This window comes from Rhizobium sp. Root1204 (assembly GCF_001424965.1).
In the GTDB taxonomy this organism is placed as follows: Bacteria; Pseudomonadota; Alphaproteobacteria; order Rhizobiales; family Rhizobiaceae; genus Pararhizobium.
The window spans coordinates 40319-63594 of sequence record NZ_LMCZ01000016.1 but is presented as its reverse complement, the minus strand read 5'-3'; the positions used below and the strand labels follow the sequence as shown (position 1 = coordinate 63594).

General features: G+C 56.3%; 21 protein-coding genes. 5 read left to right on the top strand and 16 right to left on the bottom strand.

Going from position 1 to position 23276, the window contains the following annotated elements; translation table 11 throughout:
- Window positions 1-298 precede the first annotated feature (298 nt).
- Window positions 299-523: a hypothetical protein gene (locus tag ASC96_RS16405; RefSeq protein ID WP_060504217.1), complete on the top strand. Its 225-nt coding sequence runs from the start codon at window positions 299-301 to the stop codon at window positions 521-523.
- Window positions 524-1053: 530 nt separating this feature from the next.
- Here ASC96_RS16405 and ASC96_RS16400 read toward each other — a convergent pair.
- Window positions 1054-1662, bottom strand: coding sequence for a general stress protein (locus tag ASC96_RS16400; protein WP_060504216.1), 609 nt, complete (start codon window positions 1660-1662; stop codon window positions 1054-1056).
- Window positions 1663-1678: 16 nt separating this feature from the next.
- Window positions 1679-1999 (bottom strand): PepSY domain-containing protein, encoded by a 321-nt coding sequence (locus ASC96_RS16395; RefSeq protein ID WP_060504215.1) that lies wholly within the window; start codon window positions 1997-1999, stop codon window positions 1679-1681.
- A 1223-nt stretch (window positions 2000-3222) separates the two neighbouring features.
- Between ASC96_RS16395 and ASC96_RS16390 the strand changes: the two genes are divergently transcribed.
- Entirely contained in the window at window positions 3223-3627 is a 405-nt protein-coding gene (locus tag ASC96_RS16390; RefSeq protein ID WP_082512114.1) for a hypothetical protein, read from the top strand.
- 10 nt (window positions 3628-3637) lie between these two features.
- Here ASC96_RS16390 and ASC96_RS16385 read toward each other — a convergent pair whose 3' ends face one another.
- The 7 genes from ASC96_RS16385 to ASC96_RS32685 all read right to left on the bottom strand — a co-directional run bounded on the left by ASC96_RS16385 (window position 3638) and on the right by ASC96_RS32685 (window position 7547).
- On the bottom strand, window positions 3638-3829 hold the full coding sequence (locus tag ASC96_RS16385; protein ID WP_060504214.1) for a hypothetical protein: 192 nt from the start codon (window positions 3827-3829) through the stop codon (window positions 3638-3640).
- A gap of 19 nt (window positions 3830-3848) precedes the next feature.
- Window positions 3849-4016: a hypothetical protein gene (locus tag ASC96_RS32690; protein ID WP_156397537.1), complete on the bottom strand. Its 168-nt coding sequence runs from the start codon at window positions 4014-4016 to the stop codon at window positions 3849-3851.
- A 180-nt stretch (window positions 4017-4196) separates the two neighbouring features.
- The gene (locus ASC96_RS16380; protein WP_060504213.1) at window positions 4197-4598 is read right to left on the bottom strand and encodes a DUF1236 domain-containing protein; all 402 of its coding nucleotides are present in this window, start codon (window positions 4596-4598) and stop codon (window positions 4197-4199) included.
- Between the two features lie 132 nt (window positions 4599-4730).
- A complete protein-coding gene (locus ASC96_RS16375; RefSeq protein WP_060504212.1) occupies window positions 4731-5378 on the bottom strand; it encodes a response regulator transcription factor in 648 nt (215 codons plus the stop codon).
- Complete coding sequence (locus tag ASC96_RS16370; RefSeq protein ID WP_060504222.1) at window positions 5375-6775, bottom strand: sensor histidine kinase; 1401 nt, start codon at window positions 6773-6775, stop codon at window positions 5375-5377. Before ASC96_RS16370 ends, ASC96_RS16375 begins: the two co-directional genes overlap by 4 nt.
- A 126-nt stretch (window positions 6776-6901) precedes the next feature.
- The gene (locus tag ASC96_RS33375; RefSeq protein WP_244482102.1) at window positions 6902-7054 is read right to left on the bottom strand and encodes a BA14K family protein; all 153 of its coding nucleotides are present in this window, start codon (window positions 7052-7054) and stop codon (window positions 6902-6904) included.
- Window positions 7055-7163: 109 nt separating this feature from the next.
- Window positions 7164-7547 (bottom strand): hypothetical protein, encoded by a 384-nt coding sequence (locus ASC96_RS32685; RefSeq protein WP_060504211.1) that lies wholly within the window; start codon window positions 7545-7547, stop codon window positions 7164-7166.
- 402 nt (window positions 7548-7949) lie between these two features.
- Here ASC96_RS32685 and ASC96_RS16360 point away from each other — a divergent pair, with 402 nt between their 5' ends.
- Window positions 7950-8747 (top strand): Ku protein, encoded by a 798-nt coding sequence (locus ASC96_RS16360; RefSeq protein ID WP_060504210.1) that lies wholly within the window; start codon window positions 7950-7952, stop codon window positions 8745-8747.
- A gap of 11 nt (window positions 8748-8758) precedes the next feature.
- On the opposite strand, the gene ASC96_RS16355 is transcribed toward ASC96_RS16360, so the two are convergent.
- A complete protein-coding gene (locus ASC96_RS16355; protein WP_060504209.1) occupies window positions 8759-9619 on the bottom strand; it encodes a Ku protein in 861 nt (286 codons plus the stop codon).
- A 623-nt stretch (window positions 9620-10242) separates the two neighbouring features.
- Here ASC96_RS16355 and ASC96_RS16350 point away from each other — a divergent pair.
- Together ASC96_RS16350 and ASC96_RS16345 are read left to right on the top strand one after the other, a co-directional pair.
- Complete coding sequence (locus ASC96_RS16350; protein WP_060504208.1) at window positions 10243-11340, top strand: PHB depolymerase family esterase; 1098 nt, start codon at window positions 10243-10245, stop codon at window positions 11338-11340.
- A gap of 83 nt (window positions 11341-11423) precedes the next feature.
- Complete coding sequence (locus ASC96_RS16345) at window positions 11424-11738, top strand: hypothetical protein (protein ID WP_060504207.1); 315 nt, start codon at window positions 11424-11426, stop codon at window positions 11736-11738.
- 249 nt (window positions 11739-11987) lie between these two features.
- On the opposite strand, the gene ASC96_RS16340 is transcribed toward ASC96_RS16345, so the two are convergent.
- From ASC96_RS16340 to ASC96_RS16315, 6 genes are all read right to left on the bottom strand, one after another.
- Window positions 11988-14231: a glycosyltransferase family 4 protein gene (locus tag ASC96_RS16340; RefSeq protein WP_060504206.1), complete on the bottom strand. Its 2244-nt coding sequence runs from the start codon at window positions 14229-14231 to the stop codon at window positions 11988-11990.
- A complete protein-coding gene (locus ASC96_RS16335) occupies window positions 14228-17470 on the bottom strand; it encodes a glycosyltransferase (protein ID WP_244482100.1) in 3243 nt (1080 codons plus the stop codon). Before ASC96_RS16335 ends, ASC96_RS16340 begins: the two co-directional genes overlap by 4 nt.
- A complete protein-coding gene (gene glf / locus ASC96_RS16330; protein ID WP_162246363.1) occupies window positions 17464-19704 on the bottom strand; it encodes a UDP-galactopyranose mutase in 2241 nt (746 codons plus the stop codon). The genes ASC96_RS16335 and glf overlap by 7 nt, the downstream gene beginning before the upstream one ends.
- Window positions 19705-19895: 191 nt before the next feature.
- Complete coding sequence (locus ASC96_RS16325; RefSeq protein ID WP_244482098.1) at window positions 19896-21059, bottom strand: glycosyltransferase; 1164 nt, start codon at window positions 21057-21059, stop codon at window positions 19896-19898.
- Between the two features lie 224 nt (window positions 21060-21283).
- Complete coding sequence (locus ASC96_RS16320; protein WP_244482096.1) at window positions 21284-22078, bottom strand: SDR family NAD(P)-dependent oxidoreductase; 795 nt, start codon at window positions 22076-22078, stop codon at window positions 21284-21286.
- Between the two features lie 17 nt (window positions 22079-22095).
- Window positions 22096-23265 (bottom strand): zinc-dependent alcohol dehydrogenase, encoded by a 1170-nt coding sequence (locus ASC96_RS16315; protein ID WP_060504203.1) that lies wholly within the window; start codon window positions 23263-23265, stop codon window positions 22096-22098.
- Window positions 23266-23276 lie beyond the last annotated feature (11 nt).

The window sequence follows — 23276 nt, the reverse complement described above, 5'->3', positions numbered from 1 at the left end:
CGCCTCACTGCTGAGTGAAGTCTACGACATCCCGGCCGAAAACCTGGTGACCCAGGGTTATGGCGAGCGCTTCCTCAAGGTCCGCACGCAGTCTGCCGAACAGGAAAACCGCCGCGTGACAATCCGCCGCGTGACGCCGCTGGTCCGTCCGGTGGCCCAGAAATAATGAAGGCTTTTAACAGAAATAACCGCGAAACATTCTTAATCAGGCGCCGCGACGTCCGTTCGGTCTACTGCAGAGGGGCGCAACCTAGCCCGTGAGGAAACAAGATTGGCGTGGAGTTCAAGGAGGAACACAATGCAGATCGAAGTCCACCGGGTATGCGAAAACCATCCCGACCGCGACCTGCAACATCAGGAGTGTGTGGGAGCATTCTACTGGCCATCATTAAAAGGGTGGAAGTCGGTCGAGACGGTGGAGGCGATGCAAGAAGACCTTATGTGGCTGCGTCTCCGCTTTAACAGAGACCTGGTTCCTGACGACCGACGAACCTTGGTCCAACAGCCATATTATGATGGGTAATCGGGCGTTCGACCTTGCTGCGCGTCGAGGCAGCAGGTTTGAACGGCGTCAGCGCCGCCCAGCGGAGGCTGGAAAGCCAGCCTCCCGGCAAATCTGCGCCGCCGCAACTCGCCCCCTGCGCGCCGAGCATATGAAACCGGAAGTTCGGGAAGACTTCAGCCTTGAGCAGCGCCAATAGCCGCAACAGCAGCCGACATCCGTCAACCGCACACCGGCCTCGAGTTTTGCCACAGCGCCACTTCTCACGCCTGTCCCAGACGGCAACCGGACACGCATCCTCAACTATGATTACTTGATACCCGCTTCCAACGCTGAACCGTTGACGAACGGACCAGCGACAACCCGCTGCCCTAAAAGAACGCCTACCCCGAGTGGGTCACCCGGGGAAAAAGGGCAAGGCTCAGTAGTCGCCGTGAGTTAGCAGGGGCTAAGTGGGGCGGACTGCTCTCCGGATCTAATAGAAGCATGATCGGCCGACAACGAACGGGGCCGATTTGGCCCCGTTGTATTCCAGACGCGAGATATGTGGCTTACAATGCGCGGCCTGCGTAACGTGCACGCTCCGCATCGATCTCAGCTTGCGAGTAAGGAGCTGACTTGTCGTCGAAAGCTGTCCATCCCAGACCTTCATAAGCAGTCCGGCGTGCCGGAATATCGACCCAGTTCGAGCGTTGAAGGATTGCTTCGACCTCATGGGCGCGGGCATCAGCAACCTTCGCGGTCACCAGGGTACCGCCCCGGCGCACCCCTTCGGCATAGACATGGGCGTCGCGCTCATTGACGCCCGAATCGGTGAGTGCACCGACGATGCCGCCTGCGGCGCCACCGACGACCGCGCCAGCAACAGCACCCGCAGCCGTGGCAGCCAGCCAGCCTGCTGCAACCACCGGGCCGACGCCTGGAATGGCCATGATGCCAAGACCCGTCAGCAGACCGCCCACGCCGCCAACGGCGGCACCGATACCAGCGCCAGCGCCTGCGTCTTCGGCGGCGTCATTATCGTCGTCCTTGTAGCGTCCGTCCGAATTGTTGGAGACGATGCTGATGTCGTTGTCCGAAATGCCTGCTGCCTTGAGCTGCTCGACAGCCGAGCTTGCATCGGAATACGTGTCAAAAAGCCCTGTTACTGTTTTCGTCATAGATTTCTCCTCCAGGTTACTTGGCAACAATGTTGCCTTGGTAGTCCATAGACACCATTACTGCCTTGCCGTCCTTGGTCGCTTTGCCCTGCCAGACGCCCTGGTCGTCGAGCTTCAGCTCGGTGACGTCGGCATAACCGGCTTCGATGATGCGCTCCTTGGCCTGATCTTCCGTGAAGCTATTAGCGCCTTCGACTGGCGCGGTCGCGTTCTGATCGGACGGAGACGCTACTGCTGGCGTATCGCCGTCCGGATTTGCCGCCGGCTTGGTTTCCTGTGCGAATACCGAGGTTGCGGAAAAGGCGACGGCAGCCGACGCAATAAGAAGTTTTTTCATGAGGTTCTCCTTGCGGGATCGTTGAATGATCCTCGGCAAGGGAACACTTAAGGAATCAAATGGTTCCGAAGATTCCGGTCGCCAAGCACGCCCTAGACCTTTGAAGGATCTGTCCCAGACTTAAGTCCTGCTTTAGGCCCAACGGTTTTAGTAAAAGGCATTTCAACATGGCGTCCAACACTATGCTCTCTCCGCACCATATCGGCTTGATCATGTCAGAAATTCTTTTTGGGACTGTGAACCTGCATTTGCAATTTGCGCGATGGGAGAAGAGTTTGAGTCTCAGCGCACCGGCAACGGCCGAACCACTTTTGGAGCTAGTGGTATCGACAAACCTCGGTATGCTCTACCTTCGCTAATGGGCGGCAGGGATGACCGCCCTGTCTCACCTTCAGAAAATTGCATCGATCCAGAAGTACGGCTCTCCCCTTCTCCGTTACCCGCCTGCCCCTGTCTTTTCCCATGGAATACCATGACCACCCAGCACGTCGCGCCATGCGATAGCGGCAGGCTTTACCAGGGCTTAACAATCTTCCTCGCACGAACAACAAGCGTTTGAAACGCTTGCCAGCAGTGTGGGTATTCGCCGAGAACAATTAGCTCCCATCGCCAGGGCCGTAGGCGACCTTCGTCCAGACCACCGACTACTCATTTGCGCTGCCTTCATCGAACACAAATCGCTCATCGGCAGGTAGTTCGTCCCGCCAAGGGCCACTGGTCAACCAACCTGGCGGCGCTAGTCCCGGCAGCATCAGAATTTGGTGCACATCATGAGACTCCGGTCGTGACCTTCTGGACGTCGATTAGCCCGCCCGCTTTGATAGTCCAACCACTACTCCGTTGCGCTGCGCCTGCGTGATGCCGCGCCATGCGTTTTTGATCAGGCTGCAAACGATCGTAGCGCATGTTCTTCACCCCGGCATCCGACTTCAGTTCCGGGCAGGGCTTAGACCTTCGGCGGTTGAGGCGGGCAACATCGTTCCGCTACGGAAGGCTCCGCCCCAGGACTTCAGCCACCACTTCACGGGGCCTTGGTCTCATAAGAAATGAGGGAAAGGTTGTGTTTCCGTAGAAAGCGAATGGCTTTACGTTGACGATCCATTCGCATTTATCCAGAGTACAGGCTGAGCAAGGTGCTCCGTTCGTCTCAAATCTGTCGTGGTTTTGGCCCGTTTGCTGGTGATGACCGGATAGCATGTAGCTTTGCTATGAGGGATTAAACCATGGCAACGCGCCGAAGTACCCGTCAGCGTCCGCTTTCGATCGTCCTGAGCGCGCTGATCGCGATGGCTCCGTGCTCGGCGAGCATCTCGGACTACTCAATCGGTTTCTCTCTGCAGAGCGCTTTGGCAAAAAACGGCAACAACGGCAATGGCGGAAGTGGTAATGGCAGCGGTGGCAGCAAGGGCGGGAAGAGCGAAACGCCCGGAAAGTCGAACACTCAAGGAGCCAACAAGGGCGTGAGGACTAAGGGCAGCCGCCCCTCGCTTTCGGTTCGCCATGACGATGGGATGAGTGAAGCCGTACGCGATGGCAGATACATCATGAAAGACTCCAAGGGCCGAACCATCGTCAACCGCCGCGCCACCTTGGGAGACGAGGTCCGCCTGCGGTTTTTTCGTCATTGAACGTTGCACATCAAGCCGATGCTCGGGCGGCCAGCTGTTCGAGCTTCGACTGTATGAACGCAAGGGGCTCCTTGATCATGATCGGACCGGCTGGCGTCACGACTTTCGTGAGCTTGTTGTTGTTCACGGGATAGATGGCGACAAACTGATCTACATTCATGTACAATTTCTCGTCGTTTTCAGATGTCAGTTCCAGCCACATGAGGTGTTCCTTCAGCGGGTTAACGGGTTTCATCGACCGACGGCAAAACCACCGCCACGCGCCGCTCTTTATGACCAGAGCGGCCCTCCGACAAAATTGCGACTGTCGCTGTCGCCACGATCACGAACAACAGGATGAGTGGTCCACCAAGGGACGCGGCTGGTTCATGAGAGTTATTGTAGGACATGCTGGCCCCTCCAAGGTGACGATATGGCCGAGGCGACGCTGCAACGTCGCCTCGGCCAATGGTTCAAGCGAATCCGACGAATGACAGGATTGCGCCGATGATCACGACGGCTCCGACGAGCCAGATCAAGCTGTTCATAATCTCTCTCCTGCGCGGGCAGGTTACCCGCACTTCCTGGCGTTACTGGATGATCTGAACCACGGTGCGGGTCTGCGGATCGACAATGACGCGCTGCTCGTTAACGACGGTGTACGAATAGCGCGGATCTTCGGCGATCGGCATAAGGACGACCTCCTGCGGGATAGGCTTCCCGATAACGATCGGCTGCTTGACGACAACCGAGTTTTGAACAGGCTGTTGCTGGACGTAGGTGACGACGCGTGCCGGCGGCGGGTCGATGGCAGCCCCTACAATGAGGCCGGCAGCACCACCAATGGCAGCGCCGACAGGGCCACCCACGATCGCACCCGTAACCGCACCACCTGCGGCACCCGTGACCGCGCTGTTGGCGTCATCGGCATAGGCAGAACTGCCAAGAGCGAGCGTAACAAAGGCCGATGCAAAAATGAGTTTCGTGTTCATGATAGTCTCCAAATGTTCTTTTTCACAGGAGCTAAACGACACGAAATCAAACCTGTTCCCCGCCACGACCTATACCTCGACGCTACAGGACTTAAGTCCTCCATCGCTGCGTCGCGGAAAACCTGAAGCCATTTAATAGGGCATCATCGCGTTGCGCAGCGTCATGGCCGCTTCCGTTCTGTTGCTAATTCCCAGCTTCGAGAAGATATGGGTCATGTGCTGCTTGATCGTCTTCTCGTGCACGCCAAGCCGGAGTGCAATCCGCTTATTGCTGAGGCCCTCGGCCACGAGATGCAAGACTTCCTGCTCGCGGTTCGTCAGAGCGTCGATCGGATTGGCCTGCCTCGCCCGGGCTTCGGATGATGACATGTCTGACAGTAGTCTGGCCGACAACGTCGGTGAGACATAGGTGTCGCCCGCATCTACCGATCTGACGATATCCGCCAACATTCGCGACCCGACGCCTTTCAGCACGTAGCCTTTTGCGCCTTTTGACAACGCGCTCATCACATCGTCGCCCGTTTCCGAGACTGTCAGCATAATAATTTTCTGGCCGGGATTCTCGTGCAATACGGGGAGGATCGCATTCAGTCCGCCGCCCGGCATCGAGATATCCATGAGCAGGATACTCGGCCTAAGGGTGGCGCTCAATGCAAGCGCCTCTTGCGAAGTGGATCCTTCGCCTACGATCCGGAAACCAGGTATTTCCGAAAGGATGCGCATGACACCTTCGCGAAACAGCGGATGATCATCAACCACGGCTATTGTTATCTCTTTCATGCGGGCTCCATCCCACGTAGGTTCAGGGACATGCGCAGCACGGTTCCCCGGTTCGAAGTCTTCAAGTCGAAATGTCCACCCAAGCTTTCAACCCGTTCGCGCAAGCCTGACAGGCCAAGGCTCGACGGTTCGATCTTCGCCGGGTCGAAGCCTGGGCCGCTGTCACCAACTGTTATGAATAGGTTCTGCCCATCGAAGGTCTGAACGACATACTGTCCGGCTGCGCCACCATGTCGGAACCCGTTGTTGAGCGCCTCTTGCAGAAATCGGAAGACGCAGATTTTTACCGATAACGACAGCGGCGGGGATTTCGGAGGCATCGAGAGCCTCACTGTTGTGCCCGTGCGCTGCATATGAGCCTTGAGTGCTCGTTCGATAATCTCCCCGAGATCGGCTCCTTCGATCTGCGGAAGGACGAGGCCGCTGCAGATCGTTCGTATTTCCTGCATGGCGTCATCGAGACTGGATTTGATAGACTTGATCTCTCGTTCCCGCATCTTCGGCGACGTGCGGTGATTGCTGATGAGATCGCTGTCGACCTTCAGCGCCGCGAGAGCGACAAGCTGTGCCGGTCCATCGTGCAGTTCGGCTCCGAGACGTCGTAGATATCGCTCGTTCAACGCCGTTGTGCGCTGGCTGGCGCGCTGGAGCTTCGCACTAAGTTCGCCGTTCTGCGTCAAAAGGTCGTATAGGTCCTGGATCCGCTCCTTCAACGCTTCTCGCTGGCTGTCGATCGTCCTGCTGCCTCTGGACACGAGCAGCGACAGGATGGCGAAGAATGTCATGGTAAATGCCACGACAGCAATCCAGCTTTGTAGGCGTGCGCGGTTCAGGCTGTGTTGGAAATCGGTCGCAATCTCATAGAACTCGAGGACGGCGACGACATCCCCGGACCAAGGCTGCAGAACCGGATTGTAGACCTCAAGGAGCGGAACGCCGGCTTCGCGTTCGCTCTCGCTCCCGACATCGTCGATGTTGTCATATTCGGTGACCATTATTCCAGTGAGCGCCGTCTGCAGGCCGTCGCTGATCGGCAGCTTCTGCCCGATATGCTGTCTGTTGTTGGAGTAAAGAATCGTCCCGTCGGGCCGCCAAAGCTTAAAAGACATCAGACGCCTTCCGAGTGCTCCCTGGCCAAGCGTCTCGTCTAGCGCCTGCTTTACGGAGTCGCTCAAGTCGGTGCTGGCTTGCATGTCCGGCAGCAGCGGTGCGATGACGCTATCGACGTATAGTGCAGTCGCGGCTCCAGAATTTCTTGTGACCGCATCCTCAATGAGGCTAGTGACGAACGCCCCAACGATGAGAGTTGCGAAGAGCGTGACCAAGCCTCCGACGAGAAGAAACTGCTGAGCCAGCGAAAGCGCCTTCCAATGATTGCCTTTGATGAACGGGTGCATGCTTGACAAAAGATCCCAACGCCACATTGCTAGCCTGCGAAGTGTCTGTCACAAACTAAGGCGGTACTGCGTTTCGTCAACGATTGGGAGTGCGATCGTCGGCGAATCCAACGGCCGCGTTTTTTTTCAAATGTACGGAGAGACGCAGGACCGGATTTCACCGCTGAATGCCCTATACGTATTGTTACCCGGGTTATAGGAGCGGTAGCGCGCGAAGCACCACTGGGCGTGGATCGTTCCGGAATATTCGATCTTACCGATGTGGGAATCTTGCTCCACCACCTCCGCGGGCACAGTGTTCTGGGGGGGAGATGCGAACGACGGCTCACATCGGCGGCGTGCGCCGTTGTACGGCTTGAATGTGTTGTCCGACGAACGATAGGACGTGTTATCGCTCGGCGCACCACTTGGCCGCTTCAGTGCCGGCCTGGAAACTTGAGGGCAGGCCCACGCTCGCCGTTTCACCTTCGCCGCTCAGATTGGGATGGGAGAGTTTCCTTGAAAGTTGGGTGGCGCTTGCGACAATGTTGTCCACGGCAGGAGTTAGGTCCGCCGATTTCGGCAGTTCGGTGACGAGGGCTGGAAGGCGCTCAAAATTCTGCTTGCTGGGATCGACTAACGAGGGTTTGGACGTCCAGAGCGAGGAAATGTCTATGCTGTTCAGGTTTTTGATTTCATCCTCGGGAAGGTGACTGGAGATTGCCATGACATTACCCGCTATCGCGGTGAGCGAGAGTGTTATGCCCACGATGGGCAGGATAGAATAAGTCATGAACGGGGCTCCTGCGTTCCGATGGTTCCCACGCCAATTGAGGAAAGGGAGAACGGTTATTCCGTGTAGGTTTCAGCGTGAACTCGCGCGCCTCATCCCGACAGTGTTCTGAGCCACCAAACGCCGCCAGGGTACGCGAGTTCCAGCTAACAATGCCGATACCGGCCCTATTAGCCCTTTGCTGTTGAAAAATCAGGACTAAAGCCCTGAATGGCATCATGTCTGAGAGCGCTCAATCATTGCTTTAGATCTATCGATGCCGACCCGCCACTTGGCGTCCTGCGCGTCGCGAAGTTGAGCATTTCTTTCACGCGCTGGTCTGCGCTTTCCGCAAAGTGCCTCCAAGCGAGGAACAAACGCGTCATCCCGCCGTTCACGAAGAATTCCCACGGAGTATCTTGCATGGCACCTCGGTCATTCTGGAAAGGCTATCTCAAGCTTTCTTTGGTGAACTGCGCGGTGTCCATGATCCCCGCGACCACCGAGAGTGAAAAAGTACGGTTTCACACCCTGAACCGAGCCACAGAGAACCGTGTTGTCAGCCGCTTTGTCGATTCCGTGACAGGGCGGGAAGTTGACGAAGATGACGAGGTCAAGGGTTTCCAGCGGGGCGAAGATGAATATGTGATGCTTGAAGACGACGAGATAGATGCTGTCGCGCTTGAAAGTACACGTACGATCGATATCGAAACCTTTGTCCCAAAAGATTCAATTGAATGGATCTGGTACGACACACCGCATTATCTCACTCCCAGCGATAAGGTTGGAGAGGAAGCGTTTGCCGTTATCCGCGAGGCGATGGCCGCCAAGGGCGTGGTCGGAATAGCTCGCTTGGTCATGTATCGGCGCGAACGGGCCGTGATGCTCGAACCACGCGACAATGGCATCGTCCTGTGGACGCTGCGCTACGGCGACGAAGTGCGTGATCCCAACCAATATTTCAAGGCGATCGGGGCACAGAAATCCGAATCCCACTACATGCAGCTCATGGGAAAATTCATTGAGGCGCGTTCAACGCCATGGGACCCTTCGATCGTTGATGACCCGGTACAAGATCGCATCCTCGACATGATCGCCACCAAGAAAAAGGCCAAATCGAAGAAAACGGTGGCCCGCAAGATTGAGGCCAAAGGTCCGAACAACGTCATCAACATCATGGACGCGCTTAAAAAGAGCCTGGATGCCACTAAGAAAAAATGACCGCCTAACCATCAGCCTGCCTTTCGGGTCGGGGCAGTCTTCTTGGGTTGAGTGCCGGTGCTCTTCTTGGATTTTTTGCTCGGCTTTTTGGCTTCAGCCTTAATACCCGCACTCTGGCGCAAGGCATCCATCAGATCCACGACCTTCGCCGGTTCTGGAGCGGGGCGCGGCTTGATCTTCCGACCTTCAAGCTTGGCCTTCACAACATCCGTAAGCGCCTGTTCATAGCGATCGTCGAACTTGCTGGGATCGAATTTACCCATTTTTCCGCCGATAATGTGGTCGGCGAGATCGAGCAGTTCCTTTTCGATTTCAAGCTTTGGCGTGTCGCTAAAGGCATCTTCTGCCGAGCGGACTTCGTATTCGAAATTGAGGGTCGACGCGACCAGCCCTTTTCCATGCGGTCTGATCAAAAGCTTTCGGACACGGCGGAACAGCACGGTTTCAGCAATGGCGGCGACTTGCTTCTTTTCCAATCCATCACGGATCAGAGTGAAAACTTCGAGACTTTGCTTGTCCGAGGGAGAGAGGTAGTAGGGCTTGTCGAAATAGACGTCATCAATGTCATCGCACTTGATGAACATTTCCGCGTCGAGTATTTTGTCTGCGTCCGGCACTGTCGCGGCAACCTCTTCAGGCTCGAAGACGACGTAGTGGCCGTCGGACTCTTCATATCCTTTGACCTGGTCCTCCCGCTGCACGACCTTGCCGGTTTCGCTATCCACGAACTCACGACGGACGCGATTTCCTGTCTTGCGATTGAGGGTGTGGAAAGCTATGCGCTCTGAGGTTGAAGCGGCGGTGTAGAGCGATACAGCGCACGTTAGCTCACCGATCTTGAGAAACCCCTTCCAGTTCGCCCGTGGCGCCATCTGTCTTCTCTCCTGCAAAAGTGAAAAATGTCCACGAACAACTTTAGTTCCGCGAGCAGTGCTCACGACCGAGTTGAACTTTCCCCCGTTAGTGCCGAAGCAGCGGCTGGAGCAGACGTGCCCGAAGAGCTGAAAGCATGAAGTCGACACTCGAGGTTACCCAGGCTGCTATGACGCAGGTAACCCGCCACTACTGCGGTGCACTGGTGCATTTGCCGACTGAGACTATTGGCTGACCCAAAACTTCCGATCAAGCAGGGGTTACGCGGTGGTCAACGTCGGAGCCTTTGCTCCGCCGTCTGGCTGCGGCCAGACGTAACCTTCAACTGAAGACGGACCTAATATCGTCCACCAAGGCCTCAGACCGGGCATTGTTGGCTTTGAGGCAGGCTGACCTCAGCTGATATCGGTGTGTCTTAGAATGATCAGTTCATTTCAAAGCGGTACATTTTTGACGATACTATCGGGCGACTTATGGGCGTTCGGCCGGTAAAGCATTGAACGACCGAAAGAATGCGAAAACCAAACGTTTCAAAATAACTTTGTGCAGTGCAGCAACAAACTCGCTTCTCACGCGTTGAGGGGCACGTGGCAGTCGTCGTCAGCCGCGAGGGAGACCTTAGATGCGATCCATTTCCGATACGATCGAACGGTTGCGTAAATTGCGCGCGGCTAAGGGCCAAGCATTCCACCCTGACGGAGTATTGTCGGACCTTGGGCCTTTCGGCACCAACCCTGGTGGATTGGAGGCGCGAGCACACATTCCCGCGAGGTTGCCGCTCCACTCCGCACTCGTCGTCGTCCTTCATGGATGCACTCAGACCGCGAGCGGCTACGATTATGGCTCTGGATGGTCACGACTAGCAGACGACTACGGCTTTGCGGTTCTCTTCCCTCAACAGACCCAGAGCAACAATGCCAACACCTGCTTCAACTGGTTCGTCCCTGACGACATCGGGCGGGGTCGGGGAGAAGCCGCGTCGATCCGACAGATGATAGAGACTGCAACGCTACGTTATGATATAGACCGCCGCCGCATTTTCATCACCGGCTTATCTGCGGGCGGTGCCATGGCGAACGTCATGCTCGTAACATACCCCGAAGTATTTGCTGGAGGCGCAATAATCGCTGGCCTTCCATATCGCACGGCAACGACCATTCCAGCGGCATTTGACCGGATGCGCGGTTATGGCACTCCCGACGCGACGACACTGCAATCTCTTCTCCGCAATGCATCAGGGCATAAGGGGCCCTGGCCAACGATTTCGGTATGGCAAGGGACGCGGGACGCAACAGTGGCTCCGTCCAACGCGATGTTCATAATTGATCAATGGCGCGGCGTTCATGACGTGCCACCAAAGCCTGATCTCATCGAGACGTTTGATGGCCATACCCGCCAAGCTTGGAAATCAGCCGACGGAAGAGCTGTCATCGAGCATTTCAGCATCAGTGGGATGGGACATGGGACACCGATCGATCCGAGGTCCGGCTATGGAAGGAGCGGGCCCTATATGCTCGACGTCGGTATTTCGTCCACATTTCATATAGCCCGGACCTGGGGATTGGTCGCATCGTTCGATAGACGACAGGAACAAGATCTTGATTTCAATCTACCCATTCAGCCCATGTCTGTTACGACGCGAGTGTCCTCATCTGGCCCGACAAGCGGAATTCAAAACACGATCGAGGACGCATTGCGAGCAGCCGGTCTGATGAAATAACACAGGCACTCCGGGAGGGTTTTCCGTAAACGCCTTGTAGCCCTCTCTCAGCGCTATCGAGCTAAAGGGAATGTGAGAGATAAATGTCAGCAGAAATAAGACGACGTGCGGCTGCGAGCGCGTTTCAACGTGCGCAGCGGGCGGGCCATGCTATCGAGCAGGACCCACGGTTCCACGAATGGGTTGAGGAATGGATTGCCGGGCGAATAACAATGCCGGATGTTGCAATGCGCTACCGTGCCTTAATTATCGAACGCTCGGCCGCCCGTCGTGCAGACACCAATGCTCACGTATTTGAGGCTCTACAACAGACGGAGACGACCGCTGGAGCTGAGCCTGCACGCTCCTTCGACCTGGAAACCGAGATCGGCCGCCTTATGGACGAGGATCGCCGATAGTCCCGTCACGCCATTGTTCCGGCAGTCGGTGGCTCTTGCGCCCGAACAATTGCTGCTGTGGCTATTTCAGTGAGCTCTCACGGCCAGCGGGAGTGGCCAAACCCGACAGTCATGTGGCAAAACGAATACGTTTTCCCCGACGAGAGGGCCGAACCACGTAAGCGCTGGCGTGTTCGCTTTCCCGATCCGGCAAATCGTCAAGAATGGGTGTAAGCCTCATCGCTCGGTGACCGCCTTTAAGATCAGCTCTTACAGCCGTTGCATATCACGCAACGCACGCGCAAGCGGCTCATATACTTGCCGCTCAATTCCCTCGCAGCGCATCGACAGTAACCCGTTGTCGCAGGGCCTCCCGTCGTCCCATCCTGCATGGTTGATAATAGGATACAGGCAAATACCCTCGACAGGAACCCCTCTGCGCATGGCTGCGCGGACCTCGGCGTTAACGTAAGTGATCCAAGCTGGGCGTCTTTCTGCCTCGATACCAGTTTCCGATATAAAGATCGGTTTCCCATAGCGGGCGTAGGTCTCGACCAGGATCGTGCGCAACGGCTTATAAAGTCGGTGGTCGATATCGATGGGAGGCCCTCCGTGGATCCACTGGTTGTTGTGATAATAATTCACGCCGACGATGTCGAGATACTTTTCAGCGCCGCCGATCTGCGGCCACATCCGGCCGGCGATCAGATCCCATCCTTGATATTGTGACTGACGGTGACCGTCGGCAACTCTTCGTTCCCATGGGCGGGCCGGATCGGTGACAACGTTGATTACCGGGTCACAGTGAACGAACCGCGCCCTCGGATCGACAGAAACAATCGCGTCCATGGCAGCAATCGAAGCGCGCGCCAACTGAACTTTGAGCTCAAAACCCCGTCCATGGGCAAAAGGATTTAGATAGCCTGCGTCGCCACCGCCCCACGAGAAGAAAGAGATTTCATTAACGGGGCAATAAAACGCCACTGAGTTGCTCTCCTTGGCTACAATCCGCGCTACTGCTCCGGCAAAGCGTGCGAAACGCGCGACGAAATCCTGCGACCAGATGTCAATGCTGTCGGGCCAGCCATAATGCAATAAATCCCAGATGACCTGAGTTCCAGTCTCCGTCGATGCCCTGAGCATAGGAAGGAAACTCGACCACTCATATTGCCCGGGGACTGCCTCGATCAGATGCCATCGCAACCCGTCGCGCACGGTGTGCATCGAATGTTGGGCCAGTTGGGTATAGTCGTTTGCTGCATGAACATCATGCCCGGTTTGAGCGATCACATCGAGGCGTCTTCCAATCGCTTCTCCAGGCCGTGCACGGATCCGGTGCGTGGAACACTCGAAGCCACCCTGGAGAAATGATTGAAACAGCCCTGTGGGCTTCGAACCAGCCCGTTCGGATGCGACGTCCCGAATAAGCCTCTCCCATTGGGGAATGACGGCGGTAGCGCTATAGTGCGTTTCGACCCTCCGCCGCAGAGCTTGTCCAAGCCGCTTTCGTAGCTGGGCGGATGAAATCAGCATCCTCATGGCCTTGGCAACGGCTGCTGGGTCGTCGTACGGTACAAATAGTCCTGACACGCCATCATCAATTTGCTGCACGGCGCCATTGTCGGGAGTGGCGATGACAGGCAAACCAGCGGCACCCGCCTCGGCAATTACATGCGGCATTCCCTCTCCCTTCGACAGCCAGGCGAAGACGTCGCAAGCGGAGAGGAGAGCTGGGATATCTGTGCGATCGCCGAGAAATGTCAGCGCACCGGTCAATCCGCGGGCGGCGGCGAGTGAGCGTAGCTGCTCGGCATAATCCGGTAAGAATGCATCCGGACCACCGACTATGACGAAGCGCGAAGTCGTGTCGTCTGCATGTACGATCGCCGCGGCCTCAATGAACTGATCGACGTTTTTCTTGGGGTCGAGACGGCCTACCCAGGCGATCAGAACATCGCTTTCCGCTATGGCGAGCGACGCGCGCATGGCGGTCCTTTGCAAGGGATCAAATTCCGAAAGATCGACCATCGAAGGAATTTCGATCGCATCGTTTTCGCGTCCCGGCATAATGGTGGCCGCGGCATCCCGAATAGATTTGCAGACACCAACGTACCGATTAGTGAAGTGTTTTGGCCCTGCAAGGGCTTCTGACACGAGGCCTCCATGCTCGATCAGGGCAGGCCGCAGATGAATACGCTCCAGCGCAGGATAAATATCGGCGACGTTTTGGCATGAGACTACCACGTCATAGCCCGATATCTTGCCTGCTAGATAGGAAACCGTATCCTCAAAGGAAAGTTCGTAAGGCGTCGTATCGACATCGACGCCGAGCGCCGCGAGTTGCTCATGTGTCTGTAACGGCATGTTGGGTTTGCGAAAGCATGCGACAACATCGAGTTTGAAGCGGGCCTGATCGAGGTGTGTTGCTAGAAGCCGGACTTCGGTTTCCTCGCCCCCGACCACCAGCCACGCGAAGACAAAGAGTATGCGGATCGGCGGTTCCTGCGGGGTCATGCGTGGACCTTAAAAACGATCTGCACAAATTCCGGCCGGTTTTCCACCAAATCGGCGAGAAATTTAGGACCGTCGTCAAACGGGACGACATGGGTAATCATATGCTCTCGAATGAGAGTGCCGTGACTTTTCATCAGCTGCACGGTTTCGCCAGCCAGTCGCCGCCTGTCCCAGAGCGATTCCAGACCGCGAGGCACGCGATTAATCTGAGCGCAGCGGATGTTGAGACCGTTATGATGAAACTCCTCGCCCAGCCGCAACGCATCGGCGCCGCCTTGATAGAAGGCGAGGTCGATCACAGTACCTTGCGGACGCAATGTTTTTAGCGCTACATGCAGGCTGCGGGAATGTGCGCGCGTTTGGAACACCACATCGCCGCCGCGATCGTTGCCACCGTTATGCCAGCGCGATTTCGCATAATGCCACACTTCCTCTTCACTCATGGCCATCAGGCCCATGGCACGGGCTTTGTCCCGGCGAAATTCCGAGGGGTCAGCGACGATGACACCTGACGCGCCCCGTTTCTCTGCAAAAAGAGCTGTCATCAAACCCACGGTGCCGGCACCGAACACGACCACGTTACGTCCCGCGATACCCGCGCCGAAGCTCGATACGTTGGCTCCAAATGCATCCGCGTCGGCATGCAAAATGCCATTGGCAGCAATCGGGCCCATCTGCGCGACAAATATGCCGAGTATTGGATCGAATCCGGCGGGCAATGGCACCAGCACATCCTGGAAGGGATCGGCCGTATGACCGCTTTTGTGGGCGTAGCTCGAGGCAACGACGTCGCCGGTCTCAAAGCCCGGTGCTCTCGACTCCGAGACACGTGCCACTTCCATGTAACCCAGGAAAGGCACGGGATAGCGCAGGTCGGGTTCATGTTCGATAAATACCCCACGGCCACCGTCAAAACGGGAATGGAAGTAGGGATTGGTATTTTTCATGAAGGTTAACTCGGTCCCGGCGGAAAAACCGGTGTAAAGCGTTTCCAACCGGACATGCCCGTCAGCAGGTGGGCCTTCTTCATACTGCAGGAAGTAAGGCTTTCCCCGACTTTCGATCCCAAGCGAGCGAATGTGACGATGGCCCGGAGGCAGACTCTGTGGAAGTTCTTTCTGCGGGGGGTTCTTAAGCGGCGAGGCCGGCTTGCGGTCCAGCACCGGCACGGAAAGCTTGACCGGTTCGCCGCAACGCGCTGAAATTTCGACGGCGAGCGCCAGCCTGTGTGTTGCCAGCGCGTCCTTATAGTCGCACCGGATATGATTTTCGCTGCCGCTCACCGCGTCGATGAAATCGCGGTCTTCGCGCCAGACCGGGTCGCCTTCGGCGTTCCGCACGGGCCGGCCGGCGCCGACATCGACCATGATATCATGGTCGGTCAATTCGATCGCCAGCCGGTCGGCGAAGATGTTCAGGCCGACCCTGTGACTCCATCCGAGAAGGCAAGTGGAAGAAATGTTGGCGATAACGCCCGACTGGAAGGTGAGGTTCGCGGTCGTGACGGCCGGCACGTCGAGGCCAGGAAACTCCGGTCGGTCTTTGAAGCCGGTACGCCCGTAGACTTCTGTAACTTCTCCAATCAGGTAACGGGCAAGATCGATGATATGCGTCGTCTGCTCAACCATCTGGCCGCCTGAGCGATCGGTCTTCCACCACCATTGCGGCGGTGGCGTCTGGTCTAGCCAATACCCAGACAAAAGCTGAGCAGGATTGTCGGCCAAAATTCTGCGTGCCTCTTCCACCGTATCGAGATAGCGCCAATGGTATCCGACAGCTGTGATCAGTTTCGCGCGATCGATCGCCGCCGACAATTCTTCGGCCAACCCGACATCGAGCGTAATCGGTTTTTCAACAAAGAAGGGAATACCGCGTGCAATAAGATCGCGCTCGGCGTCCCCATGGGCAAACGGTGGAACGCAGATGTAAACCGCATCAAGAACCTCTTCCACCAGCATTCTGCTATGGTTGTCAAACGCGCGCGCACCAAATCGGGAGGCGGCCTTTATGGCACGATCGAAGTCGGGGTCAGCGAAGGCCACCAGTGCCACGTCGTCGAAGCTGGACAGAAGATCGAGGTGCCGTTGTGCGATGCCGCCGACGCCGATGAAGCCGATACGTATCTTGTTCATGAAACCATGTCCTTGTTGCTTGTCTGTCTGCCCGGAAAGGAACCGCCGGTAGACAGCGGCTGTTTCATCTGCCATGCGCTGTGCCGAAAATTCGGCAAAAAACCGGTCTTGGCTGGCCTGAGCCGCACTCTGAGTGCGTTCGGGCGATGCGAGAGCATCGAGTATTGAAGAAGCGAGAGCGGCGGGGTTCCCGCACTCCGTGAGGAATGGGTAATCCGTTCCGAGTGCCTCGACCGTGCTGGCGATCCGGGTTGCTACAATGGGCAGCCGAAGCGACATCGCTTCGAGAACCGCGAGAGGAAGCCCCTCAAACAGCGAAGGCAGGACGAAAAGGTCAGCGCTGGCCATGATCTCTGCGATATCGCAGCGATGGCCAAGGAACCGCACATTCGGGCCTAGCGCCAAGTCTTCGACCAGTGAGCCGACCGCTTCAAGTTCTTCACCCCTACCGGCAAGGAGCAGAACCGCTGTTGGGTAGACCGCAAGCACCGCCGGCATCGCCCTGATCAGAGTCGCGTGATCCTTCTGTTTGGCAAAACGCGCTACGGTAAGCAGAACGACTTTTCCGTCCAGGCCGAGGGCATCATGTGCCGGCTGGCCAGCTACAATCGGTGGGAAGATCCCGTTGCGCACGACGGTCATGTGATCGGAGGCAACACCGTTGTTTTCGAAAGCCGACCGCGACGCCTCAGATACAACGATATGATGCGACAGAGCCGCGCTTTGCCGCGCATATTGCTCTATCTGACAACTATCCGTCAGGAGATAGGGCAGATGTTCTGTTCGTATGACAGGGATGCCGCATGCCGCTCCCGCCTGTGCGATTGCGTGTCCTTCCCAACCTATGCCAGCATGCACATGAAGAATGGAGGCACCGTAAGAATGCAGCCATTCTTCGAACGCGCCACCCTCATCAAGGGCCTTAACCGCCAGTCCGGCAGCAGCGGCTCTGACCAGCAGGTTTGCGTCAAGCGCTTCCAAAGCGGTTATCGTCACATCAAGCTGAGGCTGAAGCGCTCGGCCCAGTGTCAGCATATGCTCGCCCATGCCAGATGGGTCGAGACTGTCCGTCGCAAGGACTATGCGCAACCGGTTTCTGTTCACCATTGTGCGCTGGCTGCTATAGCAGTTGAGTTAGTTTTGCCCATCCGCCTATAAGTAGCCAGGGCCTGGCCCACCACCTGGTCCATATTGTAGTATCTATATGTTCCAAGTCGGCCTACGAAGGTTACGTCAGTACGCTCTCTCGCCAGCGCTTCATACTGCTTGTAAAGCGCCTGATTTTCTGGCCGAGGTATTGGATAATAGGGGTCTCCGTCAGCGCAGGCGAATTCGTATGAAATACTGGTCTTGGGATGGATTTGGCCGGTCAGATGCTTGTACTCGGTAACGCGGGTATACGGAACGGATTCGGATGGATAGTTGACCACTCCAACAGGAAGCAGACGTCTGACATCATGCGTTTCGTGTCTGAATTTGAGGCTGCGATAGGGCAGCTGTCCAAACCGAAAATCGAAATACTCGTCAATAGGCCCTGTGAAGATCGTATGCTTGGCAAGTCGATCGTTTTTGATTGCCGAATACTCCGTCCCGGTCATCACCGTGATGTTCTCGTGATCGAGCATCTTTTCGAACATTTCCGTGTAACCGTTACGGGGCATTGCCTGATAGGCATCCAGAAAATACCGGTCATCCGTATTTACCCGTGTCGGAATCCGGGCTGTCACCGACTTGTCGAGCTGGGAGGGATCAAGTCCCCATTGCTTTCGGGTATAACCCTCGAAAAAGGTCCGGTACAGATCGCTCCCCACTTGCGATACCACTACGTCCCTCGATGTTACAATTGGATTGCACGGCTCGGCACGGCTGGCCAGAAAGTGTGCCGCCTGTTCGTCACTGCCAAGATCAAGTCCATAAAGACCGTTCAGCGTCGTTCTGTTGATTGGAATAGGCAGTTGTCTACCGCCGACATCTGCAAGCACCCGGTGCTCGTAAGGTCTCCAGTCGGTAAACCGAGAAAGGTAGCTAAAAACCTCTTGGCTGTTGGTGTGGAAGATATGGGGGCCGTATTGGTGGACCAAAATGCCGTCGTCATTGCGAAAATCATAGGCATTGCCGGCCACGTGTGGCCGCCGGTCGCAGAGCAACACCCGCTTTCTGCCATCGCACGCCAGCCTTTCGGCTAAAACCGAGCCGGCAAATCCCGCACCGACAATCAAGTAATCATAATCGGCCGAAGGTTTAGCGCGTGAGAGGTTGTGATGATGATTGCCTTTCGCATTCCGCTCTGGCAGAAGGCGCCGCGTGACTGCTTCGTCAACCAAGGCGCTCATCGCCGAGTATGTCGCGTCCCAGGATGAACCTCGAAGCATGGTATCGACTGCTGCGAGCCAGCCGGTGTCCAGCTTTTTTTTCAATGCGATTGCATCATCGCATGCGGAGGCAAAATTATTGGCATCCCGCGCAATAAAGACACCGTCTGTACGGCCATAGTGCCGGATTATATCGGTAACCGGCGTACTCACGACAGGACGACCGGCGGCCAAATATTCGGGGGTCTTAGTCGGACTGATAAACTTTGTCGCCTCATTCAGGGCAAAAGGCATCAATGCCGCCTCCCATCCTGACAGGTAGGCAGGCAAGTCCTTATAACTTTTTTGCCCGAGATAGTGAATGTTGGACGCCTTGGGCAGATCCTCTGGTGCTATCTTGGTGACAGGCCCGATGAAGATAAACGACAAGCCTGGTCTGGCCTTGGCTACCGCCCCTATTAGGGCCAAATCGAGCCGCTCGTCGATTACACCGTAGTAGCCGACTTTCGGGCCAGTGATCACTTTCTGGTCGAACGGTTCTTCGAAATCATCCCGCGCCCTTTGAAAATGAGCGGCGTCGACACTTGACGGGAAAGGATGGATGCTGCCGTGCAGATGGCGTTTTGCCTCATAGAGGCTGTGCCCTCCCGTGAACATGACATCGGCCCGAGCAATTAGCGCTGTTTCCATTTCTTTCAGGCCGGGCGGCGCAAACTTGAAATTGGCCAATTCGTCCATACAGTCGTAGACAACTGCACCGGCATCTATATGGCTTGCGAAACCGTACATGACCGGTGTGTAAAACCACAAAATCGGACGCGCGGCGTTGTTCAACTCCAGAAGCTCATCCAGCAATTTACGCAGAGCTTCTTCACGATCACCCTCACTCCATCCGTGCGGAATGCGGGGCCGGACAGCCTTGACAGTGGTACCTTCGAAAGCATGTATTTCGAGATATGCCAGATGATGGTCTGTCGGAATATACTCTTCAAAGAAGAAGACTTGCCGATCGCTTGCGAACCTCTGCATCAGGTGTTGTGGCCGCTGCAGAACGAAGTCCCATCGTAGATGGGAAAAACAAATCAGCGGCGCATTGCGAGCAGGCACCGCCTGTGGCGCTTGGATAAACGAACTGGAGAGATTCATTGTACATCCGCTATTGAGAGACGGATGCAAACTACGATATCAAGTCTTTGTTCCGGACTATTCTTAAAACAATTCTAACTTTCTTTAAAATCCATCGCCGCCTGCAACTTGCGCACGGAATGATGCCACGTCCAATTGTCGAGGACGGTCTGTCTCGGTGAATAGGAGGGAAGTGTCGCCAGCATATCTAAAATTGCTTCGTGAAAAGCGTCGGACGTTGCGACCCTGCCCGTCTGCGGCGTTATATATTGAAGGCCACATCGAAGCGCATCGTTGGCAAGAACTGGGAGACCGGCAAGCATATACTCTGTCAGGATCGCCGGAGCGCCATCATTGATACCACAAACTACACCGATCTTAGCGGAGTTCATCAGCCGGTTGACGTCAATGAATGGAACTCCTGGTGGGCCCACGAAGTCTACATTGATCTGCAGCTCTCGAGCAAGGCAGCGCAATTCCCCGGCCAGTTCCCCATATCCGAAGACGCACAGCGCACGGATGGAACGCGGGAGTTTTGCCAAGGCCTTAAACAGGATGTCATGCCGCTTGTAGTCCTGGGCTGCCGCGACATAGATGATGTCGTATGGCTTTGGCCCCGCAACAGGAAAAAACATGCTTTCTGACGCAAATTCCGGCCCGATTGGCAAAATGGCGGTTCTCATCCCGGGATGTCGGCTGTTCACCTCGTCCGACTGCCATGCGGCACCGGTCAGCATCAGATTAAAATGGCGGCTAACCTCCGGCGGAATTCGCAATGCCGGCGCATCGATAGAGTTATAGATTTTGTAGCTGTCTTTGCAGGCCATGAGGAGATCTTCAGCAATACCAAGCCCCCAGACGCATAGGATTTCGGGCGCGCCGAATGTCAGTAAATGTGCCATCATGTCGTTGGATGAAAACGGTGCCTTGGGACCGTTCATCTGGAACGCGCGCCTGACCAGCTCCGGCGCGGCCCGCAGATCGGCGGGCGGGGGGCAATCGCCGCGCCAGTGCGTCCATATCTCAACAGTATCGACAATATCTGCCTTCAGGCAAGCCAGTGGCAAGCGCTCAAGATAGCCGCCCTCAACCGCAACATTGTGGTTTCCATTTTCATTGATAACGGGATTTCCGCGCGCCCCGCTCTTCCACTGCTCGCGGAAATCATCAATCGCAGGTACAATCCGATCGCATATTTGCCCATCCTGAAAATCGCTGACGACGACGAGACGCCGCTGTTTGGGCATTTGGATCACCATCTTGTCCGTCGCTCCATGCTATATTTCCTTTTACCCCACGACGGCGCCGTGGGGTCAAAGGATAGCTTCTTCGATCTCCGTCGCCGGACTTGGAGAAGTACCGACACCAACAAAACCGAACCGTGAACAAATTGAGATGGCGTCGGTGCTGCCGTATGGTGAGTTAGCGACGAGAACTACCACTTCCCTGCCGTCGCGACGTCACAAACGGGACCAGTAACAGCCTATCTCTTTGTTGTTCCGGGAGCCGCCATTTTGGCGTGCTGTTCGGCCAGTACTCCAGCCGGCGTAACGTTTGCCATTACCGTCTGGAGCTTGTTCTTCCAGCCAGCGACGATGTCGCCTTCGTTTTTCATCAAGGCGTCGAACCCAGCCTTGGCAACATCGGCCGGATCATCTTTTTCCGATTGCCCCACTTCGGTGTCGAGCATGTCCGCCCGCTCGAAGAACCGGGTTTCCGTGGCACCTGGCATCAGGCAGGTGACGCTGACACCGGTATCTTTCAGTTCATGCCTAAGGGCAAACGAGAAGGAATTCAGGAACGCCTTCGCCCCGTTGTAGACCGCCTGATAGGTGCCGGGGATGAACCCTGCAATCGATCCTGTGATCAGGATCTTGCCTGAGCCGCGCGCCCGCATGTCATTGCCCACCGTGTGGATGAGCGCGATAGTTCCGGTTACGTTGGTATCGACCACATCAAGTGCCTGGTTGAGATCCTGATCGAGAAAACTCTTTCCGAGCCCCCTGCCCGCGTTGGCAATCAGAATATCGACTGGCTGTCCCTTGTCAGTGATGAACCTCGCGAAATCGGCCGCTCCCTCCTTGGTGGAGAGATCGACCTGCATTGCGTCTACGGATACGCCGATGGAGCGCAGGATTTCCGCGGCAAGGTCGATATCGTCTTCGTCGGCGGCGATAACGAGGTCGTAGCCCTTTTCGGCCGCGATCTTCGCAAGCTCCAGACCGATACCGGAGGATGCCCCGGTTACGACGGCAAGCTGGTTTTGAGGGTTTCCCATGATCATCTCCACATTTCTTACGGTTTGAGAACGACCTTCACGCAGCCGTCCTTCTTGTCTAGGAATGTCTTGTAAAGATCCGGTCCATCCTCCAGGCTTCCCGTATGGGTGATGATGAACGAAGGGTCGATTTCGCCGTTCTGAATGCGATCCATCAGGATCGGCAGATAGTGTTGAACCGGCGTCTGAGCCATCTTGAAGGTCAGGCCACGATTGATCGCCGACCCCATCGGGATTTTGTCGAGAAACCCGCCGTAAACGCCGACAATCGAAACCGTTCCGAAATTGCGGCAGCAATGGATTGCCTGACGAAGCACATGCGGACGGTCGGTTCCCATGAAGGTCGCGACCTTGATGCGATCGATGCGGGCGTCCCAGCTTGCCGATGGATCGGATTCAGTTCCGACAGCGTCAATGCAGGCATCCGCACCACGCCCGTTCGTCAGTTCCATGATCCGGTCGTAGATATCCTTGTCCATGTAATCGAGTGTAATTGCGCCAGACTTCTCAGCAAGTGCCAGACGTTCCGGAACAGTGTCGATCGCGATGACGCGTTCCGCTCCAAGGATAAAGGCGGACTTGATCGCCATCTGCCCGACGGGACCACAGCCCCATATGGCAATCGTATCGCCAGGATGAATGTTGCAGAAATCGGCGGCCATGTAGCCCGTCGGAAAAATGTCGGACAGGAATAGCACCTGCTCGTCGCTTAGCCCATCAGGAACCTTAATCGGTCCGACATCGGCGTAGGGTACTCGGAGATACTCGGCCTGGCCGCCGCTGAAGCCCCCGAGCAGATGAGTATAGCCGAACAGGCCAGCGGGTGAATTGCCCCACATTTTCGTGACTTTTTCGGGCTTTGGGTTGGACCGCTCGCAACCGGAGAAGAAGCCGCGTTTGCAGAAGAAGCACTCACCGCAGGCGATTGTGAAGGGCACCACCACGCGATCGCCCACTTTCAGCTTCTTGTTGTCTTTACCGACTTCGACGACCTCCCCCATGGTTTCGTGTCCCATGATATCGCCGCTGTGCATGTCGGGCATGATGCCGTTGTAGAGGTGAAGATCGGAGCCGCAAATCGCGCAAGCCGTCACCCTGATGATGGCGTCGCGCCCATCCTCGATCGTGGGGTCTGGAACGCTTTCGCAGCGGATGTCATGCTTGCCGTGCCAGGTCAGTGCTTTCATCTCGCGTCTCC

Coding starts and splice junctions, on each gene's coding strand:
- ASC96_RS16405 (WP_060504217.1), top strand. CDS start 299: ATGCAGATCGAAGTCCACCGGGTATGCGAAAACCATCCCGACCGCGAC.
- ASC96_RS16315 (WP_060504203.1), bottom strand. CDS start 23,265: ATGAAAGCACTGACCTGGCACGGCAAGCATGACATCCGCTGCGAAAGC.
- ASC96_RS16400 (WP_060504216.1), bottom strand. CDS start 1,662: ATGACGAAAACAGTAACAGGGCTTTTTGACACGTATTCCGATGCAAGC.
- ASC96_RS16350 (WP_060504208.1), top strand. CDS start 10,243: ATGCGATCCATTTCCGATACGATCGAACGGTTGCGTAAATTGCGCGCG.
- ASC96_RS16360 (WP_060504210.1), top strand. CDS start 7,950: ATGGCACCTCGGTCATTCTGGAAAGGCTATCTCAAGCTTTCTTTGGTG.
- ASC96_RS16320 (WP_244482096.1), bottom strand. CDS start 22,078: ATGGGAAACCCTCAAAACCAGCTTGCCGTCGTAACCGGGGCATCCTCC.
- ASC96_RS16375 (WP_060504212.1), bottom strand. CDS start 5,378: ATGAAAGAGATAACAATAGCCGTGGTTGATGATCATCCGCTGTTTCGC.
- ASC96_RS32685 (WP_060504211.1), bottom strand. CDS start 7,547: ATGACTTATTCTATCCTGCCCATCGTGGGCATAACACTCTCGCTCACC.
- ASC96_RS16390 (WP_082512114.1), top strand. CDS start 3,223: ATGGCAACGCGCCGAAGTACCCGTCAGCGTCCGCTTTCGATCGTCCTG.
- ASC96_RS16355 (WP_060504209.1), bottom strand. CDS start 9,619: ATGGCGCCACGGGCGAACTGGAAGGGGTTTCTCAAGATCGGTGAGCTA.
- ASC96_RS16380 (WP_060504213.1), bottom strand. CDS start 4,598: ATGAACACGAAACTCATTTTTGCATCGGCCTTTGTTACGCTCGCTCTT.
- glf (WP_162246363.1), bottom strand. CDS start 19,704: ATGCAGAGGTTCGCAAGCGATCGGCAAGTCTTCTTCTTTGAAGAGTAT.
- ASC96_RS16340 (WP_060504206.1), bottom strand. CDS start 14,231: ATGACCCCGCAGGAACCGCCGATCCGCATACTCTTTGTCTTCGCGTGG.
- ASC96_RS16370 (WP_060504222.1), bottom strand. CDS start 6,775: ATGCACCCGTTCATCAAAGGCAATCATTGGAAGGCGCTTTCGCTGGCT.
- ASC96_RS16325 (WP_244482098.1), bottom strand. CDS start 21,059: ATGGTGATCCAAATGCCCAAACAGCGGCGTCTCGTCGTCGTCAGCGAT.
- ASC96_RS16395 (WP_060504215.1), bottom strand. CDS start 1,999: ATGAAAAAACTTCTTATTGCGTCGGCTGCCGTCGCCTTTTCCGCAACC.
- ASC96_RS16335 (WP_244482100.1), bottom strand. CDS start 17,470: ATGGTGAACAGAAACCGGTTGCGCATAGTCCTTGCGACGGACAGTCTC.
- ASC96_RS16385 (WP_060504214.1), bottom strand. CDS start 3,829: ATGTGGCTGGAACTGACATCTGAAAACGACGAGAAATTGTACATGAAT.
- ASC96_RS32690 (WP_156397537.1), bottom strand. CDS start 4,016: ATGTCCTACAATAACTCTCATGAACCAGCCGCGTCCCTTGGTGGACCA.
- ASC96_RS16345 (WP_060504207.1), top strand. CDS start 11,424: ATGTCAGCAGAAATAAGACGACGTGCGGCTGCGAGCGCGTTTCAACGT.